15 protein-coding genes are annotated in these 17284 nt (G+C 67.9%); 7 read left to right on the top strand and 8 right to left on the bottom strand.

What is annotated here, in order from left to right; genetic code table 11:
* Window position 1 precedes the first annotated feature (1 nt).
* Window positions 2-2269: a bifunctional serine/threonine-protein kinase/formylglycine-generating enzyme family protein gene (locus SOM61_RS19475; RefSeq protein WP_320475614.1), complete on the top strand. Its 2268-nt coding sequence runs from the start codon at window positions 2-4 to the stop codon at window positions 2267-2269.
* A gap of 45 nt (window positions 2270-2314) precedes the next feature.
* Entirely contained in the window at window positions 2315-3205 is an 891-nt protein-coding gene (locus SOM61_RS19470; RefSeq protein WP_320475613.1) for a pirin family protein, read from the top strand.
* 234 nt (window positions 3206-3439) lie between these two features.
* On the opposite strand, the gene SOM61_RS19465 is transcribed toward SOM61_RS19470, so the two are convergent.
* The 3 genes from SOM61_RS19465 to SOM61_RS19455 form a co-directional block, all read right to left on the bottom strand.
* Window positions 3440-5002 (bottom strand): FHA domain-containing protein, encoded by a 1563-nt coding sequence (locus SOM61_RS19465; RefSeq protein WP_320475612.1) that lies wholly within the window; start codon window positions 5000-5002, stop codon window positions 3440-3442.
* A 146-nt stretch (window positions 5003-5148) separates the two neighbouring features.
* Window positions 5149-6123: a PP2C family protein-serine/threonine phosphatase gene (locus SOM61_RS19460; RefSeq protein WP_320475611.1), complete on the bottom strand. Its 975-nt coding sequence runs from the start codon at window positions 6121-6123 to the stop codon at window positions 5149-5151.
* Between the two features lie 62 nt (window positions 6124-6185).
* On the bottom strand, window positions 6186-7451 hold the full coding sequence (locus SOM61_RS19455) for an MFS transporter (protein WP_320475610.1): 1266 nt from the start codon (window positions 7449-7451) through the stop codon (window positions 6186-6188).
* 108 nt (window positions 7452-7559) lie between these two features.
* Between SOM61_RS19455 and SOM61_RS19450 the strand changes: the two genes are divergently transcribed.
* The 3 genes from SOM61_RS19450 to SOM61_RS19440 all read left to right on the top strand — a co-directional run bounded on the left by SOM61_RS19450 (window position 7560) and on the right by SOM61_RS19440 (window position 9679).
* Window positions 7560-8045 (top strand): GNAT family N-acetyltransferase, encoded by a 486-nt coding sequence (locus SOM61_RS19450; RefSeq protein ID WP_320475609.1) that lies wholly within the window; start codon window positions 7560-7562, stop codon window positions 8043-8045.
* Window positions 8046-8164: 119 nt separating this feature from the next.
* Window positions 8165-8887 (top strand): MarC family protein, encoded by a 723-nt coding sequence (locus SOM61_RS19445; protein WP_320475608.1) that lies wholly within the window; start codon window positions 8165-8167, stop codon window positions 8885-8887.
* A gap of 45 nt (window positions 8888-8932) precedes the next feature.
* Window positions 8933-9679: a hypothetical protein gene (locus SOM61_RS19440; RefSeq protein ID WP_320475607.1), complete on the top strand. Its 747-nt coding sequence runs from the start codon at window positions 8933-8935 to the stop codon at window positions 9677-9679.
* Window positions 9680-9739: 60 nt separating this feature from the next.
* On the opposite strand, the gene SOM61_RS19435 is transcribed toward SOM61_RS19440, so the two are convergent.
* Window positions 9740-10633, bottom strand: coding sequence for a LysR family transcriptional regulator (locus SOM61_RS19435; RefSeq protein WP_320475606.1), 894 nt, complete (start codon window positions 10631-10633; stop codon window positions 9740-9742).
* A gap of 88 nt (window positions 10634-10721) precedes the next feature.
* Here SOM61_RS19435 and SOM61_RS19430 point away from each other — a divergent pair, with 88 nt between their 5' ends.
* Both SOM61_RS19430 and SOM61_RS19425 read left to right on the top strand, forming a co-directional pair.
* A complete protein-coding gene (locus SOM61_RS19430; protein WP_320475605.1) occupies window positions 10722-11513 on the top strand; it encodes an NAD(P)H-dependent oxidoreductase in 792 nt (263 codons plus the stop codon).
* The gene (locus tag SOM61_RS19425; protein WP_320475604.1) at window positions 11510-11908 is read left to right on the top strand and encodes a nuclear transport factor 2 family protein; all 399 of its coding nucleotides are present in this window, start codon (window positions 11510-11512) and stop codon (window positions 11906-11908) included. Before SOM61_RS19430 ends, SOM61_RS19425 begins: the two co-directional genes overlap by 4 nt.
* Here SOM61_RS19425 and SOM61_RS19420 read toward each other — a convergent pair.
* Genes SOM61_RS19420 through SOM61_RS19405 form a run of 4 tightly spaced genes read right to left on the bottom strand, consistent with a single transcriptional unit; the run spans window position 11905 to window position 17262 of the window.
* Window positions 11905-12396, bottom strand: a complete 492-nt coding sequence (locus SOM61_RS19420) for an SH3 domain-containing protein (RefSeq protein ID WP_320475603.1) — start codon at window positions 12394-12396, stop codon at window positions 11905-11907. The two genes, SOM61_RS19425 and SOM61_RS19420, sit on opposite strands and share 4 nt — an antisense overlap.
* Before the next feature lie 8 nt (window positions 12397-12404).
* Window positions 12405-13982, bottom strand: a complete 1578-nt coding sequence (locus tag SOM61_RS19415; RefSeq protein ID WP_320475602.1) for an RAD23 family protein — start codon at window positions 13980-13982, stop codon at window positions 12405-12407.
* Window positions 13952-16303 carry an FtsW/RodA/SpoVE family cell cycle protein gene (locus tag SOM61_RS19410; RefSeq protein WP_320475601.1) on the bottom strand — a complete coding sequence of 784 codons (2352 nt, stop codon included), beginning with the start codon at window positions 16301-16303 and terminating at the stop codon, window positions 13952-13954. The genes SOM61_RS19415 and SOM61_RS19410 overlap by 31 nt, the downstream gene beginning before the upstream one ends.
* Entirely contained in the window at window positions 16300-17262 is a 963-nt protein-coding gene (locus tag SOM61_RS19405; protein WP_320475600.1) for a protein kinase domain-containing protein, read from the bottom strand. The genes SOM61_RS19410 and SOM61_RS19405 overlap by 4 nt, the downstream gene beginning before the upstream one ends.
* Window positions 17263-17284: the final 22 nt, after the last annotated feature.

Genomic DNA, 17284 nt, shown 5'->3' with positions numbered 1-17284 from the left:
AATGCAGACTGCCATCGACAAGATCCGCGAACTCCGCGCGCTGCACGAAGACGGGCTGTTGAGCCGTCAGGAGTTCGACCTGCGCAAGAACGCGATCCTGGACGCGGCCTACACGCCGGCCGAGCGCGCCGGTGCCAGGGCCGAGCATCAGGCGCCCGGCACCGACCTCGGTCCCGCAGCGGACGTGCCCATGGCGCGTCCCGGCACCGAGATCGGCCTGATGGCAGGCCAGGAAATCGGCCCGCAAACCCGACGCTACCGGCTCGAGCGCCTGATCGCCCACGGCGGCATGGGCCAGGTGTGGCAGGCGACCGACCTTGCCACGCACGCCGAACTGGGGCATAGCGCCCAGGTCGCGCTCAAGATCCTGCCGCCGCACCTGACCCAGGCCGCGAGCCACGCCAAGCTCCTGATCCAGGAAGCCACCCGTGCGCGGCGCCTGGCGCACGAGCACATCGTGCGCGTCTACGAGTGGGCCCAGGATCCGGCCACGTCCAGCTACTTCATCATCATGGAGTACCTGGAAGGCGAGGACCTCGATGCCGTGCTGGGCCGAGAGTCGCGCCTGCCCCTGGACCGCGTGCTGGCGCTGCTCGACCCGGTGGCCGACGCCCTCGACTATGCCTGGACCAAGCACCGCCTGGTCCACCGCGACATCAAGCCGGGCAATGTGTTCGTCAACCGCAAGGGCGAAGTGAAGCTGCTCGACTTCGGCATCGCCGCGCGCGCCCGCGCCAGCGGCGCCATGTCGCCGCTCGATGCGCCAGCGACGTCCGGCACCGCCGGCTACCGCGCGCCCGAGGCGGCGCTCGAAGGCCGGGTGCCGGAGCCCACGCTCGACGTATACGCGGTGGCGGTGATGATCCACCAGCTCCTGACCGGCGTGCTGCCCGGCGCAGCGGGCGGACAGGTGCCCGAGACGCTCGGCGCGCGCCAGTGGGAGGTGCTGCGCGCCGGCTTCGCATCCGATCCGGCGCGGCGTCCTGCCACGGTGCATGCGCTGCTGGACGCGATCCGCGCCGCGGCCGGCCCGTCGGCCGAGGAGCTGGCCGCGCAGGAGGCGGTGCGCCGGGTCGAAGCGGAGAAGGAAGCACGCGAACTGGCGGCGCGCCGCAAGGTAGAGGCCGAAGCGGCCGCGGTGGCCCAGGCCCGGCTGGACGAGCAGCGCCGCGTGCAGCTGCGCGAACAGCAGCGGCGCGAACGGGCGGCGGCCGAAGAGGCGCGCCTGGCGCGCAAGGAGACGCTGCGCCAGCAGTTGCTGGCCAGACGCGACGAAGAGGTGGCGAAGGCGCAGGCGGCCAAGGAAGAAGCCGCGAAATTGGCACAGGCGAAGGCTGCCCAGGCCAAGGCCGCCGCCGCATATATCGCGCAGCAGAAAAAGGCGCGCGAAGAAGAATCGGCGCGCGCGGCCGAGCCGGCGCCAAGCGCGCCGACGCCAGCGATGCCGGCCGTCGACGCGGGCGCCATCCTGCACGACCCGTTCACCGACGGCAGCGGCAACAGCCCGGCCCTGGTCCTGATCCAGGCTGGCCGTTTCGAAATGGGCTCGCCGGAGCACGAACGCCGAATCGCAATGGCGGCCGGCTCGCAAAAGAACTGGATTGCGCGTGAAACGCCGCAGCACTGGGTCGGCATCGAACGGCCCTTCGCCATGGGACGCTATCCGGTGACGGTCGGCGAGTGGCGCGCCTTCGTGCAGGCCAGCGGCTGGGAGCAGCACGGCGAGGTCAATTGGGAGTCCCCCGGCTTCCCGCAAACCGAGATGCATCCGGTGGTCGGCGTGACCTGGTTCGACGCGCTGCAATACGTGGCCTGGCTGGGCGAGGCCACGGGCAAGCGCTACCGCCTGCCGAGCGAGGCCGAATGGGAATATGCCTGCCGCGCCGGCAGCAGGACCGCGTTCAATGTGGGCGACACCATCTCGACCCTGCAAGCCAATTTCGACGGCAGCTTCACCTATAACGGCGGCCCGCGCGGCGAGTTCCGGCACGGCACCACGCCAGCGGATATGTTCGCGCCGAATGCCTGGGGCCTGCACGATATGCACGGCAATGTCTGGGAATGGGTGCAGGACGTGGTGCATGACAATTACGAGGGCGCCCCGCAGGATGGCAGCGCCTGGGAACTGGGCGGCGACCAGGTGCGGCGCATCCTGCGCGGCGGTTCCTGGCTGTACAACCCGCGCTACCTGCGCGCGGCGCTGCGCAACGGCTTCTCGGCCGTGCTGTCGAACGATATTGTCGGCTTTCGGGTGGTGCGCGAATTGTAACTCCGGTGTACAGTCGAGCATTGCCTTTCCGACCAGGAGCTCGCCATGACCATTGCACACCTCTTCAAATCGCACGACAAGGACCTGGGCGGCGGCTTCACCGTGCGCCGCATCCTGCCGGCGGCGGCGAAACAATCGGTCGGCCCCTTCCTGTTCTTCGACCACATGGGACCGGTGGAGGCCGAGCCGGGCACGCGCCATGACGTGCGCCCGCATCCGCACATCGGCCTGGCCACCGTGACTTATCTGTTCGAGGGCGCGATCATGCACCGCGACAGCCTGGGCACCGAGCAGCGCATCGAGCCGGGCGCGATCAACTGGATGACGGCCGGCAGCGGCATCGTGCACTCCGAGCGCACCCCCGAAGACCTGCTCGAGCGCACGCGCCGCACCCACGGCCTGCAATTGTGGGCCGCGCTGCCGCGCGAACACGAAGAAGCGCCGGCCGCCTTCAGCCACACGCCGGCCGATCAAATTCCCGAGGTGCAGCTCGACGGCGCCAAGGTGAGGGTGCTGGTCGGCACGGCGCTGGGCCAGACCTCGCCAGTGCCAACCTTCGCCGAAACGCTCTACCTCGACGTCCACCTCGAGGCCGGCGCCGCCATCGAGCTCGACCGTCTGCCGGAAGAAGCCGCACTGTACGCGCCGTTCGGCGCTATCGAGGTCGACGGCGAGTCGATTGCCGCCAACATGATGGCCATGCTCGAGCCGGGCGCCGCGGTGCGGGTGAGTTCGCGCGATGGGGCGCGCTTCGTTGTGATCGGCGGCGCGCCGCTGGACGGCAAGCGCTTCATCTTCTGGAATTTCGTCTCGACCAGCCGCGAGCGCATCGAGCAGGCGGCGCACGACTGGGAAAAGGACCGCTTCGTGGCGGTGCCCGGAGAAACGGAACGCATTCCGCTGCCACCTTTGCCGGCGGCCTGGCGCCACGACTGAGTTGCCGCGCGGCTAACTGGCGCACACACGATGCGGGCCGGCGTAAGCTGGTGTCACTACCGTGGTCTTAATGCGGTGGTCTTGATGTGGAGGTAAGCCATGAAGATTCCTGAGCACCTGCGGGCGCCGGCGATCGTGTTCGCCTTGCAGGCGGCATTATTGGCCGGTGCCGCGCTGGTCTTCCTGATTCTGATTCCGCCCCACGGTTGAGCGCCCGCCCACCAGGGCGGCCGCTCAGGCGTTGAGTGCGGCGATAAGGGCGTGGTTGCGACGTTCGTCACCGCCACGATGGCCGCCGTGCGCCTCGGGATAAGCCTGCGCCACGAAGCGCGCCGCGATGCCCAGGCCAGCCTGCTGCAGGCGACCCAGCTGGGCTTGCGGCGCCAGCGGGGTTTCACGGCCGCTGTCGCGGTCGCGCTGCCAGAAGCCGCCGTCGCGATGGAACAGCATCGGCAGCGCGGCGGCGCGCGGCATGCTCGACGCTTGCTGGTGCCGGTTCGACGCGGGCAGGCAGTCCGGCGCCATCAGGTAGAAACATTCGGCGCGGGCGCCGGCGTCCAGCCGATGCAGCACCACCGCGTGCGCCATCAGGGCCGTCACCTCGAGCGTGACGATGCCCTTGATGCTGGCCGTCAGTTCGATCCGCATGCCGAGCCGCAGCTGCACCGGCATGTGCTTGCCGGGCCAGACGCCGTCCAGCAGCAGGCCGTAGCGCGACACATCCTCGATCTCGAAGCCATGCCGGCTGCGGCGGATGACGGCATGCCGTCCCGACAGGCGGCGCGTCAGGCCGCCAATCTCGGCGCCGGTTTCGCCGTGGTGGGCCAGCAGCAGGTCGGCCTCGGCGGCGATGCTCTCGAAGCGGCCCAGCACGCACTCGTCGAGCGCGAACAGGCGCACGTGGCGCTGGGTGGCCGAGTCGGCCTCGGCGTGCACCAGGCAGGCGCCGGTCGCAGGGCAGGGATGCAGCGCCGCCTCGACCGGGATGTCGATCTCGATCAGGTCTTCATCCCAGGCGATGGTCGACATGCCGAGGTCGATCTTGCCGCTGCCGCTGTCCAGGTTGAGCTGGGCGATCGAGGCATTGCGGGCGGTGACGTCGATGTCGATCCGTCCGCCGCCGGGTGCATTCACGCGGGCGATGCCGGCGTCGTCGGCCGTCACACGCACGTTCTTGTGGGTCGCGAGGAAGGTCTGGTGGATCTCGCCCAGGCTGGCGTCCTGGCGCGGTACCAGGATGACGGGCGAGCAGGTCCAGGTGCGATTCGATTCCGGGGCCTGGCGATGATGGCTGTGCAGCTCGATCTCGATGCGGTACTGGCCGTGTTCCAGGCCGCGCGAGGAAAATTCGAGGAACAGGGGGCGCCAGTCGCCGCGTGAGGTGCGCTGGAAGGCATAGCTTTCGCCGCCGTGCAGGCGCAGCGCCGAACGCACCAGCATGCGCACCTCGGGCGCGCAATCCATCGGCATGCCGCGCAGCTCGAGCCGGATCGCCTGGCGGCCGCCGGCGGCGCGCGGGTCGAAACCGCTGATGTGCAGCTGGGGGCGTTGCAGATTGGTCCGGAGCGCCGTCGGCGCCGGCCCGATGTCGGTCGGGCGCCGGCTGCGCAGGGCGGTGATGGCGTCGAAACTCGATGGCAGGCCGGCCGCCGGCGTAGTGGCCACCGGCGTGGCTGCCGGCGCGGGGGCTGGCTGCATGTCGACCGCGGGCTGGGCATGCCCGTGCGCGCACATGGCGTCGTCGGGCATGACCCAGACGGTGCAGTGTGGATGCTCGGGATTGCGGCAGCGGTTCATGTCAGGGCGACAAGTTCAATAATGGTCGAAATCAATATTGCAAGCTTACGCTGTTTTTGAACCGCACGGCGCACCAAGTTCGTTGATTAACAACATTATTTTCTAAAAGCATGAGATCTGTTGGTGGCTTTCGGGATACGCCGGGCTCAGGCGCGATCTGCTTCCACCGGCAGCACGGTTTCGTCCGCATGGCGGGCCAGTGGCCGCACAACCAGGGCGGTCAGATTGTCTGGCTGCAGTCCGGCCGGCGGATCGTTTTCCAGCTGGCCGAACAGGCGCTCGACCAGGGTTGCCGCCCCCGGATCGCCGTTCATCAACGCCGGCCAGCCGGCGACGAAACCGTCCGGCTGGGCGCAGGACCAGAACCCGTCGGTGGCCAGCAGGTAGGCGGCGCCGGGCCGCAGGGGAAGCGCGCGGCGGTCGGCCAGGTGGGCGAGCCAGCAGGGCAGCTTGTCCGGAGTGAGGGCGAACAGCGGATCGGACAGGCGCGTCGGGTCGGTGAAGGCATTGCCAAGGATGAAAGCCTGGGCGATCTGCGGCGCATGGCGCCCGTGCACCTGGCGCCACCAATCCGCTTCGTCGAGGCGGCCGGCGAGGGCGGCCACGGTGGCCGGCACGTGGTCGACTGTCAGGGGCGAGGTGTGCGTGGCGTCGAGTTCGTACAGGCGCGAGTCGCCCACGTGGTACAGCAGCGGCGCGCCGCTTGCAGGCAGTTCGAGCAGGGTCAGCGTGGTGCCGGGCCGCGCGGCTCCGCTGGCGCCCTGAGCAAAGCGCGCCTGCAGGCCGGCGTGGATGGCGTCCAGCCGCTCGCCCAGTTCTTCCAACGTGGCGCAGGCCGGCATCGTCAGCAGGGCCGCCGCCAGCGCTTCAGCCGCCTCGCGGCCATGGCCGTGGCCGCCCATGCCGTCCAGCACCGCCAACCGGCCATGGCCGGCCGGCCAGCCGTCCACGGTGGCGAATAAGGGTTGCTGGTCCTGCAGGCGGCAGGCGCGGCCGTCGAAATCGATGACGACGAAATTGTCCTGGTTCTCGGCGCGGGTGGCCGGGCCGCAACCGATGCGGCTCGCGACCGCGACGTCGAAGCAGGGAGCGAAACGGAAATCGGCGAGCGTGGCTGGCATTGGCAAAATGATCAGGATAATACCGCCACTTTACACGCTGGCGTGACGGATCAAAGACACGATTAGATAGGGTGTTTCCGGCTGCCTGTCAGCAAGACCAGGGCGTTGAGCACCACGCAGGCGCCGGCGGCGGCGAACGCGGCGCGCACGCCCCAGGCGTCGGCGACCAGTCCCCACACCACGCTGCCGGCCGCGTAGCCGCCGGACATGATGAACAGGTAGATCGACAGGGTGCGCGCGCGCACTTCGGCCGGGAACGACAGCTGGGCCGCCGCGTTGAGGGTCGAAACGGTGGTGGACCAGGCCATGCCGCCGCACACGATCATGGGTGCGAGCAAGGCGAGGGAGCTGGTATGCGGCATGGCCAGCAGCATCGCACCATATACCAGCAGCGCGCCCGCCAGCAGCCCGGTGCGGTCGACCCGGGCCCGCACCTGCGGCAGGAAAAAGGCCGCGGCCACCGCGCCGCCGCCCAGGCAGCCCATCAGGGTGCCATACACGCCGGCGCGCAGGTGCAGCACGTCGCGCACGAACACCGGCAGCAGGCTGGCAAAGGCGATGGTGGCGAAAAAGACCGAACACACATTGCGCAGGATGCGGCGGTAGCGCGGGCAGCCGAAGGCGGTGGCCAAGCCCAGGCGCAGGCGCACGCCGAACTTTTCGCGCGCGCCGGGCTGCGGTTCGCCCTCGCGCCACCAGTGCCAGTAAACCCCCAGCAGGCCGATGAAGGACACGGCGTTGGCCAGGAACAGGGCGCCTGGCCCGATCCAGCCGAACAGCAGTCCCCCCAGCGCCGGGCCAAGGATGGCGGACAGGTTGTACGACAGGTTGTTGAGCGTGGCGGCGGCCTCGACTTCGTCGGGTTCGACCAGGCTGGCCAGCGCCGCCTGCCAGGCCGGCCAGACGAAGGCGGTGCCGATGCCCAGGCAAAAGGTAATCGCCAGTACCGGGCCGCTTGATACCTTGCCGCTCCAGACCAGCACGGCCATCGCGGCGGCGCATACGGCATTGAACAGATTGCAGAAGAACAGGAACTTGGGCCGGTGCACGGCGTCGGCCAGCACGCCGGCGAGCAGCGCGAACAGGAAGATCGGCAGATAGGTGGCGGTCTGCACCAGCGAGGTAATCGAGGCCGATTGCGACAGCGAGGCTACCAGCCAGGCCGCGGCGAAGGTCTGGACCCAGGTACCGAGGTTCGATACCAGGTTGGCGAGCCAGATGCGGCGGTAGCGGGCATGGCGCAGCGGCTGCGTCAGGGGTACCTTGCGGCGCCTGGGAACCGTGCCGGCGGCAGGGGAGAATAAGGCGAGGAAGCTGGCTTTCGGCATGGTCGAACCATGGTAGGTCGGGGCCTGCTCGCTCGTCAATAAAATTGCATTATGGAAAGTCAACGCTGTGGTATGTTTACGTTCTGCGCAACACTGTCAATACATGCCATGGACATCAGGCCGCTGGTCGACACCGATATTCCAGTCCTAGTTCCGGCCATTGCCGCCCAGTTGCGGGAGCTGGCGCTGGAATTCATCGTGCACGAATCGACGCGCGAGGGCGCGGCGACCTTCCTGGCCGAGAATGACCAGATCGGCGTGCGCAAATACCTGGCGCTGGGGCATGTGTATCACGTGGCGCTGGACGAGGGACAGCTCGCGGGCTTCATCGCGATCCGCGACAACAGCCATTTATTCCACCTGTTCGTCGGCAAGCGCTGGCAGGGACGGGGGCTGGCGCGGCGCTTGTGGAATGTGGCGCGGGCCGCGGCCATCGCACGCGGCGGCGACGGCAATTTCACGGTCAATGCGTCGAACCATGCGGTGGCGGCGTATGAGGCGTTCGGTTTCGCGCGGGTGGCGCCGACGCAGTGCGTGAAGGGCTTGTATTTCAATCCGATGCGGCTGGGGTGGGCGGACGACGTCCACGATTGATCCCGGGTCAGCGGTGTGCCCGCGCCGCCAGGGCATGATGTAAAGTGGCGATCCGGGCCTGGGGCCTGGCCCGTCAGCGGCACTCGTCGACCGCTGGCCGGGCTTCGACACGCTATTTCATGACCCTCGAGTTGATACTGGCCGTGGCCAGGAGTTTTTTGTTCGTCCTGGTGACGATGCTGCCGATCCTGAATCCGGCCGCCACCGCGCCGATCTTCCTCAGCATGACCGAGGGCGCGACGCCCGCGACCCGTGAGCTGCTGGCGCGCCGCATCGCGCGCAATATGTTCTGGCTGATGACGGGCTCGATGCTGATCGGCTCGTATGTGCTCGACTTCTTCGGCATCTCGCTGCCCATCGTGCGGGTTGGCGGGGGCCTGATTCTCGCCTCGGTGGCCTGGCGCCTGCTGGGCGCGACGCCTTCCACGCTCGACAGCCGGACCGCGCTGGCCGAGGCCTACACGCCGGACCATGCCCACCGTCAGGCCTTTTATCCCTTGACCTTTCCGATCAGCTGCGGCCCGGCCTCGATCGCGGTGGCGATCACGGTGGGCGTCGCGCTGCACGACGTGCAGCTCGTGTTCTCGCTGGCGCGCATGGGTGGCGCCTTGATGGCACTGGCGGTCATCGGCGTGCTGATTTATCTCGCGTTCCGCTATGGCGAACACTTGCTGCGGCTGATCGGCGAGGCCGGCACCGCGGTCTTCCTGCGGCTCACCGCATTCATCCTGCTGTGCCTTGGCGTGCAGATCGTCTGGGATGGCCTGCGCGAACTGCTGCTCGAGGTGATGGCGGTTCCGGTGCACCTGGCGGCGATCCGGGCGATCGTGGGCGCCGGATAGCATTGGTGAGCGCACGCGCTGGCCGGCTCGCTATACTGCTGGTCGATGACCAGCCTCTCTACTCCATTCCCGCCGACTGTCGGCACACGCAATGATCGCCTTGCCGGCGTTGGCGTCGCGCTGGCGGTCCACCTGGCACTGATCCTGGCCTGGCAGATGGCCGGCAAGTTGCCGTCAATGCCGCAGGAAGGGAGCGACGAGGCGATGCAGTGGATATCGCTACCCTTGCTGCCAACGCTGGAACCGCGCGTCGAGCCGGCTGCACCTGAGCCGGTGAAGGAGGTCAGACCGGCATCGGTAGCCGCTCCGATGCCGACAGCGCGCATCGCGCCAGCACAGGTGTCGCCGGTGGCGCAGGCGCCATCGGCCGCGCCAGCGCCCACGGCAGTCGACGAGCAGCCCGCTGCGCTGCCGAGCGCCGCGGACATCCTCGCCAATGCGCGGCGCAGCGTCGGCGAGATCGACCGCGCCCTGCGCAAGGAAAACAAGCCCGTGATCGTCCTGCCACCGGATAGCCCGCAGATCCGCATGCGCGAGGGCATGGAACACGCGCGCGCCATGGCGGCGCCGCGCCTTTGGGAGGCGCCCAAGGTCGAGGAACTGGTGAACAACACGGGCGACGGCGCGCGCCGCACGCGGGTGATCACCGGAAGGGGTACCTACTGTGTTACCGACAGGGCGCCGACGACCAACGTCGAGATGATCGAGATGCACGGCAGGCGGCGCTTCACCAATTGTCCGACACACGAAACGCCGCCCAAGCAGCAGGTGTGGCGTACCGCGCGCGATTAGATATCTTATTCACGACCGATACGGTGCAGCCAGATCTACAGGGAGAGATACCGAGGCCCCTCAGATCGACTTTGCTATCGTCTCCCGCAACCACTGATGAGCGGGATCCCGATGAGAACGCTCATGCCATAGCATGACCATTTCATACCCGGGAACGTCCACGGGTGGCTCGACGATCTGCAGCACGTTGGTACTGCGTACCAGACGCGAAGGCACCATGGCGACAAGATCCGTACTAGCCAGGACGGACATCATGAACAAGAACTGTGGAACGGAAAGCACCACCTTGCGCTTCAATCCTGCCTTCGCAAGCGCATCATCAGTCACTCCATGGAAACCGCCTCGATCTGGCGACACAATCACATGCTCCAGTTCGCAGAATTCCGCCAGCGTGAGTTGCGGATGCAAACGCGGATGATCCACTCTTCCAGCAAGTACATAGCGCTCGGCGAAAAGCGTACGTCGGCGCAGTCCGGGAGGTGAGCCTTCGCCAGTATGAAAGGCGAGATCGATGTCACCTTGTTCGGCTTGCTTCGCAATCTGTGACGGTACCAGGTCCAGCACGGCAAGCCGAGCCGCCGGCGCCGCCGCCCGGATTGCGGCCATCGCAGGTAAAAGAATAGTCGAGCCACTGGAGTCGGAAGCAGCGACGCGCCAGGTATGTTGGGACTCTGCCGGGTTGAATGGGCGGGCTGGCGTCACTGCGCGCTCCAACGATTCAAGCGCGTCGCGCAATGGCTGAATCAATTCCTCAGCTCTTGCGGTGGGCTGCATTCCACGCGGACCAGGCAGCAACAGGGGATCGCCAAAAATATCCCTGAGCTTGGCGAGGTGAACGCTGACGGACGGCTGGGAATAGTTAAGACGACGCGCTGCCCGGGTCACATTCCGTTCAGCCAACAGCACGTCAAGGGTGACCAGCAGATTCAGGTCGAGTGTTCGCAAATTAAGCATCTTAATAGCTCGTATGTCGATAATTCATTTCCAATATACCTGACGCGAGCCTATTCTGTCCTCCTTTGCTTACGTTGAAAGATCAGTGATGAATATTCTTCTCGTCCACGCGCATCCGGAGTCCAGGTCCTTGAACGGGGCGCTGAAAGATTTCACCGTGCAGCGGCTGCAAAGCGCGGGACACTCGGTGCAGGTATCAGACCTGTACGCAATGCAGTGGAAAGCCGCTGTCGACGCCGAAGATACGACCCAACGGTTGTCCACGACCCGGTTCGATGTTGCTTCCGAATCCAGACATGCTTTCGAGAACGGCTTTCAAAGTGAGGACATTGCTCGGGAGCAGGAGAAGCTGCTGTGGTCCGATGCGGTAATTCTTCAGTTCCCGCTGTGGTGGTACTCCATGCCAGCAATCCTGAAAGGCTGGATCGAGCGGGTCTATGCTTTCGGCTTCGCCTATGGCGTTGGCGAGCATTCCGACACACATTGGGGAGATCGTTTTGGCGAGGGCACGTTGGCAGGGAAGCGAGCCATGCTCATAGTGACAGCAGGTGGCTGGGAATCGCATTATGGTCCGCGTGGCATCAACGGTCCAATCGACGACATACTTTACCCAATCCAGCACGGTATTCTCTTCTATCCGGGCTTCGACGTGATACCGCCGTTTGTCGTGTATCGAGCTGGCAGTACAGATGAGAGCAGGTTCACTCATATCCGTGACGAACTCGGACAACGACTCGATACCCTTTTCAGCGCAGATCGCATTGCTTTCCGTCCTCAGAACAGGGGCGATTACAAGATCCCGGCGCTGACCTTGCGAGACGACATACTCCCTGGGCAAACCGGGCTGTCGATACACGTCGCAGATCGCGAGCACGAATGAATACAACAGCAAATAAACGTCTCGTGGGAAGTTTTCTCAGCCAGTTCGAAAAGGGCGGCGTCAATGAGCTTCTTGACATGATGAGCAACGAAGCGACATGGTGGGTCAATGGCAAACCTCACTTGTTTGCTTTTGCTGGATTAAAAACCAGAGCTGAAATGCGGCCCGCCCTTGAAGAGCTTTTCGCCTTCTTCAACGGTGGATTAAGAATGGAGTTGAAAAGTTTGATTGGCGAAGGCGACATGGTGGCCGCTGAAGCACGCTCTTATGGCGTGACGACGAGTGGAAAGCACTATGAGAACGAGTACCACATATTGTTTCGACTTCGTGATGGCGAAATCGTTGAAATACGGGAATACACCGATCCCATGCATGCGGTCGAGGTGCTGCGTTAATCAGGTAAGCGACCCTGTGACGATACACTCACAAGTCCTTCATCGGCTCGCCGCAGCCACAAGCTGCTGGCCCATCCCTCGATTTCTTTGCCATTGACCGTCGCACGCACCTGCCACCAGTCGCCGTCGCGCAAGCCGGTCGCTTCCACCCGCGCGCCTGCCGGCACCACCAGCAGCCGTTCGGCGCCGACCCCGCCCGCTATGCGCAGGTTGAGCGCATCGTGCACGCGATAGCGGGCGCCAGCCACCGGCACGTCGGTGCCTGTCACTTCCTGTGCCTGTGCCGACTGCACCAGTTGCGGGGCTGATGCGGGAGCCCCGAACATGGCCAGCAACAGCGTCCCACCGGCCGCGGTGCCGACTCCCAGCACACCAAGCGCCCGCGCATTCGGCCGCCGCCACCAGGCGCGCGGCGTGAGCCATGCGCAGGCGCACAAGGTGAGCACCAAAGCCACCGCGTAGGCGGCCGCTTGAGTCCAGGTGACCATCGTCGTCCTCAGGCGTCGAAGCGCAGCACGTAGTGTCCGGCCACCAGGTGATGCCCCGGCGGGATCACATAAGGCTGATCCTGGGTCGCGGTGTCGATCTGGGCGACCAGGGCCAGTTGCTCGTCCAGGTGGTACAGCGCCTGGGTGGGCGACAGGCGCGCGATGCGCAGGCCGTCGCCGGAGGCTTCCCAGCTGAAGGCGTTGCGCGACAGGCCGAGGCGGTCGGCGCTGGCGGCCGGGGCGCCGTCGCCCTGGCGCACGAATTGCGGCGTGTCGAGCACGCGCAGCGCGCCCAGCGACGGCATGCCACGCCCGAAGGTCAGGCGCGTGCCCGATGCGGCCGGTTGCGACGGGCCATCGGGCAGCACCAGCAGCGCGCTATAGCGCTCGGCCAGCTGCTGCTGCACCGCCAGCAGGCGGATGCTGGCGTGGTCGAGCGGCGCGAATTGCGACGGCACGGCGATGCGCTGGCGGCCGGCCGGGGTGATCGCGTGCAGCTCGTCGGCGTCGTCGACCGCGAAGCGGATGACGCTGTCCTTGCCCGGCGCACTGGGCAGCAACTGGGCGTTCAGGCCGACCTCGAGCGCCTGGGCGCCGGTCTCGCGGTAGCGGCTCAGGCGCGGCAGGGCCAGCGCGGCCAGCGTGATGCGGTGGCGCGCCACCGGGGCGTAGGTGGCATCGAGCTCCGTCGCGGGTGCCGGGCGGGTCGCCGGGCTTGAAGCGGCCAGTGGCATCGCGGTCATGTCGGCTGCCGGCGGCGTGGCGGTGCGCGACTTCCACACGGCCGGGCTGCGCTGCGGCTGCGCGCTCGGCATGGCGGGCGTGGCGCTGGCGGTCGGCGCAGGCTGCGGACGGGCGGCGACGCTTGAGCCGGTGCGGCTGATCTTCAGCAGCAGGCGATGGGCGCTGGCGCCCTTGCCACGCAGGACGTAGTAGCCGTTGGCGGCGTCAAAGCGGCATTCGAAACTGTCCTTGGGACGCACCTGCAGTTCGAGCGGGACGCCGGGGCCGTCGTTCACCAGCAGCAGGCCGCCTTCCGAACCGAACGGCCAGCCGGGCACGGCGAAGGTGGCGTTGGCGCCGTCCAGGCCCACCAGGGTCAGGCGCTGGTTTGGATAGATGGCGCAGACCGGCTGCCAGATGGCGCTGTCGCGTGAGGCGGTCACCGTGTACTGGACTTGCTCGCCCGGCGCCGGCAGGTAGACGGCGTGGCCGAACTTGACCTGCACTTCGCCCGGATCGAGGTCGTCGCTGCCCAGCACGTGGTAGCGCACTTCGTCGCCGCCGAGCAGGTCGCCGAAATCCTTCTGGTGCAGCGCGGCCAGCGATTGCGCCAGGTCGCGCACGCGCGCGCCGCGGGTCAGGTGGCGGTCGTCGTCGACCTCGTCCTGCGGCAGCACCAGGGTCACGTGCGAGAAGCAGCGGGTGGCCGCACGGCCGCGCTGCTCGCGCGGCGAGCGCTCGAGCAGGTCGCGCAGCAGCGGACGGCGCGAGAACAGCGCGAGGCCAGGCGCCTGCCACAGGGCGTCGGCGTTGAACACATCCTGGACCTTGCCTAGGACTTCGTGTTGGACATAGACCGGCATGATTGACTCTCCTCGTTGAATTGGGTGCTCGCCATGCCGAACGCTAGCAGGGGGCAGATGAAAAACAGCAGGTGCGAACCGCCCGCGGACAGGAAGCTCATGGGCTGGCCCATGATCGGGAACATGGCGAGGTTGGTGCCCCAGGACAGCAGCAGGTGGCCGGCGATGAAGGCCGCGCCGCCGCACAGGGCGAAGCACTGGAAGCGGCCGATCCAGGCGCGCCGGAAGTCGTTGGCCGCATTCGAGCGATGCCAAGCGCCGGCGGCGGCGCGCAGCAGCGCCGCCAGGAACAGCGCCTGCAAGGTCCACAAGGCCAGGCCCGCCGCCAGGCCGTGGCGGTGCAACAGGAAGGAGGGCGCGAAGTCGTCCTGGATGGCGGGAATGGCCAGCGCTTCGCCGGCCGCGCCGCCCAATGCCGCCAGACCGAGCAACTGATCTGCGCCCAGCCAGCCGCCCTGGACGATGGCGCGGCTGCCTTGCAGCATCTGCTGGCCAGTGTGCGGGTGGATGGTCGGTTCGCTCCAGACCTGGAAGCGTTCGGGATAGAAGCCGAAGGCGCCCAGCAGGTCGCCGCCGGCGCGCATCGTCACGCCGCCCGCCACCAGCAGACCGGCCGCCACGAGGACCGAGGCCAGCGCCGCGCGCTTTCCATGGCTGGCGCACCAGGCCAGCAGCATGGCGCCGCTCCATACCAGCAGCAGCAGCAGCGGAGAATAATCGTCGACCCGCACCAGGGCCGCCGCGAGCAGGAAGATGAACAGCAGCACTGGCGCCGCCATGCGCAGCCAGAAGCGCCAGTCATGGCGGCCATGGGCCGCGCCGCCGGTGGCCAGCGCCAGGCAGTGCGCGCTCAGCGCGGCAAGGGCGAACTTGGCGAACTCGAAGGGCTGGATGTCGAACACGCCGGTCTCGCCGCCGAAGCACACTTGCAGCAGCAGGCCGCCCAGCGCGAGCGCGGCGAACGCCAGCAGCACGCGCTCGGTGACCGGACGTGACACGGCGCCGCGGGCAAAGCAAGACAGCAGCAGCAGGGCGCCCGGCAGGCCGAGGCCCAGCAGCGCGGTCGTGTTCTGGAAGTGGCGCAGCCAGGCCGTGTCGCCGGCTCCCAGGCCCATCTCGAGCTGCACCAGCAGCCCGGCGCCGAGCAGCAGCACGGCGCTGGCGGCCAGCAGCGAGGCGCGGCGCGGGTACAGCAAGGTCAGCCAGAGCGTGGCCCAGGCCAACAGCAGGGAGATGACGGCGCCGGGAGCGCCGACGGTGCGCTGGGTAACCAGGAGCAGCATGGCGCCGGAGGCCAGCAGGGCTGCTGCGAACGGCAGGACAAGATCGGAACGCCCCCCACGCCCGCGCAGCAAGGGCGCGATGCAGGCAAGCCCCATCAACATCACGAGGCAGGCGGCGGCCCAGGCCAGCGGCGGCGGCGCGGGCAGGGCGAGATGGTCGCGTTGCTCCCAGCGCCAGCTTACGGAGGCCGGCAACTGGTTCGCAGGCGCCGCCGACAGCGCAACCTGGCGCGACGGCGACAGGCGCAGGGTGGCGCCATCCCGCGTGAGGGTGAACAGGGTGCGGCCGACGGCGAAGGCATCCACGTCCGCCAGCGGCAGCTCGCGCTGGGCGGCGTCGATCCAGCCGGCGCCGTTCGAGACCAGCACCGGCTGGGCGCCGCGCGCCGACAGGGCGATGCGGCCGTCGTCCTGGCGCAGCAGCAGGGCGTCGCCGGGTTCGATCGCGGCGGCGGCGATTCGGTTGCCGCAATAGAGCAGGCCGCCGAGACTCAGGGGGCGGGCCAGGCTCGCGCCTTGCGGCAGCCAGCGGTTCCAGGCCGCCACCGCGCGCGCAGACAGGCCGTTGTCGGGACATGCGGGCTGCGGCTGGCCGTCGCGCAGCACGGTGGCGCCATCGTAATGCCAGGTCTGTTCGCCGTCGTGCAGGGAGACGCGTCCGGCTTCGGCCGCGACCACTGCCAATTGCAGCGCGCCGGCCTGGATGCGCTGGCCGGCCGCGAGCGGCAGGTCGCTGCTGCGCTGGCGCGCATCGCCACGGCGCAGCACGACGGGTAGCAGCGGTTCGGCATTGCGCAGCAGCCAGTCGCCGTCACGGTCGCGGCGCAGTACCAACTGGCGCGGGGCGGCGCGTGGCGCCCCCAGTTCCTGGCGGCCCAGCATGACCGATTCGCCGGGGGCGAGGGTCACGGCGATCTCGGATGGCGTCCAGGCGGCCGGCGTCTTCATCAAGGCCAGCAGCTGCACGGCGCACAGCAGCGCCAGCAGCATACCGGCCAGGGCCGCGCCGAAGGATAGGCGCTTGATTCCGGACTTCATGCCGCGCTCCGCAGCGGCTCGGAATTGAATGCGGAGACGGTGTCCGCCAGGCCGCGGCTGATGTCCAGCGCATGGCGCGGGCGGTCGGCGGGCCGCTCGGCCACCAGCACGCGCAACAGCGCGAGGCCGGGCGCGGCGGCCGCGCCCAGGCGGCTGGCGAACAGCGCCGCTTCGTCCGATTGCAGGACGGCTGGCCGGGCCTGGCGCTCGGCCAGCAGGCTGGCCGCCGCGTCGCGCCCGTGCGCCTGCCACGCCTGGCCGCAGGCGCTGCTGTAGCGCAGCAGGCGCCCGCAGACCAGGAAGTAGAACAGGGCGCCGAGGGCGAAATAATCGGTGCGCGCCTCGGTGGCGTAACCATCGGCGTCCGGGAAGAACTGTTCCGGGGCTTGCCAGTTGGCGGTGCCGGCGTAGGTGTGGGCGCGCAGGTCGTCCAGGCGCCGGTTGGTGCCGAAATCGGCCAGCTTGACGGCGTCGCTCGCTCCGTCCAGCAGCAGGTTGCCCGGTTTGAGGTCGAGATAGCGCCAGCCGCTGGCGTGCACCTTGGCCAGCGCCTGGTTGACCTGGCCGATCCAGGCCAGGGCGCGGGCAGGGGCGACCGTGCGGCCCAGCGCCATTTCGCGGGTCAGGTGGCCGGCCAGGTCGCCGTCGAGCAGCTCGAGCGCCATCGCCGGCATGCCTGCGTGTTCTCCGCTGTCGAGCAGGCGCACGATGTGGCGGCCATCCCATGGCGCCAGGCCGCGCAGGAAGGCGATCTCGGTGCTGGCGCTGGCCAGCCAGCGCGCGCGCAGGCCGATTGGTGCGCGTTCCATCTGTTCCAGGTTGACGAGCTTGAGGGCCACGCAGCCGTTGGCGTGCAGGCTGTCGGCGCGCCACACGACGCCATAGGCCGAACCGGCCAGCGCTTCGCGCAAGCGGTACTGGCCGCCGGCCAGCGAGATGACGGTGCCTGCTTCGTACATGGTGTCCCCCAAACCTGGCGCA

Source organism: Massilia sp. CFBP9012 (genome assembly GCF_034045115.1).
Classification (GTDB): Bacteria; Pseudomonadota; Gammaproteobacteria; order Burkholderiales; family Burkholderiaceae_D; genus Telluria.
Note: the sequence above shows the minus strand (reverse complement) of the source record. Positions and strands in the feature narration are given on the sequence as shown.

Coding starts and splice junctions, on each gene's coding strand:
- SOM61_RS19445 (WP_320475608.1), top strand. CDS start 8,165: ATGACCCTCGAGTTGATACTGGCCGTGGCCAGGAGTTTTTTGTTCGTC.
- SOM61_RS19405 (WP_320475600.1), bottom strand. CDS start 17,262: ATGTACGAAGCAGGCACCGTCATCTCGCTGGCCGGCGGCCAGTACCGC.
- SOM61_RS19415 (WP_320475602.1), bottom strand. CDS start 13,982: ATGCCGGTCTATGTCCAACACGAAGTCCTAGGCAAGGTCCAGGATGTG.
- SOM61_RS19470 (WP_320475613.1), top strand. CDS start 2,315: ATGACCATTGCACACCTCTTCAAATCGCACGACAAGGACCTGGGCGGC.
- SOM61_RS19410 (WP_320475601.1), bottom strand. CDS start 16,303: ATGAAGTCCGGAATCAAGCGCCTATCCTTCGGCGCGGCCCTGGCCGGT.
- SOM61_RS19465 (WP_320475612.1), bottom strand. CDS start 5,002: ATGAACCGCTGCCGCAATCCCGAGCATCCACACTGCACCGTCTGGGTC.
- SOM61_RS19450 (WP_320475609.1), top strand. CDS start 7,560: ATGGACATCAGGCCGCTGGTCGACACCGATATTCCAGTCCTAGTTCCG.
- SOM61_RS19460 (WP_320475611.1), bottom strand. CDS start 6,123: ATGCCAGCCACGCTCGCCGATTTCCGTTTCGCTCCCTGCTTCGACGTC.
- SOM61_RS19455 (WP_320475610.1), bottom strand. CDS start 7,451: ATGCCGAAAGCCAGCTTCCTCGCCTTATTCTCCCCTGCCGCCGGCACG.
- SOM61_RS19475 (WP_320475614.1), top strand. CDS start 2: ATGCAGACTGCCATCGACAAGATCCGCGAACTCCGCGCGCTGCACGAA.
- SOM61_RS19420 (WP_320475603.1), bottom strand. CDS start 12,396: ATGGTCACCTGGACTCAAGCGGCCGCCTACGCGGTGGCTTTGGTGCTC.
- SOM61_RS19425 (WP_320475604.1), top strand. CDS start 11,510: ATGAATACAACAGCAAATAAACGTCTCGTGGGAAGTTTTCTCAGCCAG.
- SOM61_RS19430 (WP_320475605.1), top strand. CDS start 10,722: ATGAATATTCTTCTCGTCCACGCGCATCCGGAGTCCAGGTCCTTGAAC.
- SOM61_RS19435 (WP_320475606.1), bottom strand. CDS start 10,633: ATGCTTAATTTGCGAACACTCGACCTGAATCTGCTGGTCACCCTTGAC.
- SOM61_RS19440 (WP_320475607.1), top strand. CDS start 8,933: ATGACCAGCCTCTCTACTCCATTCCCGCCGACTGTCGGCACACGCAAT.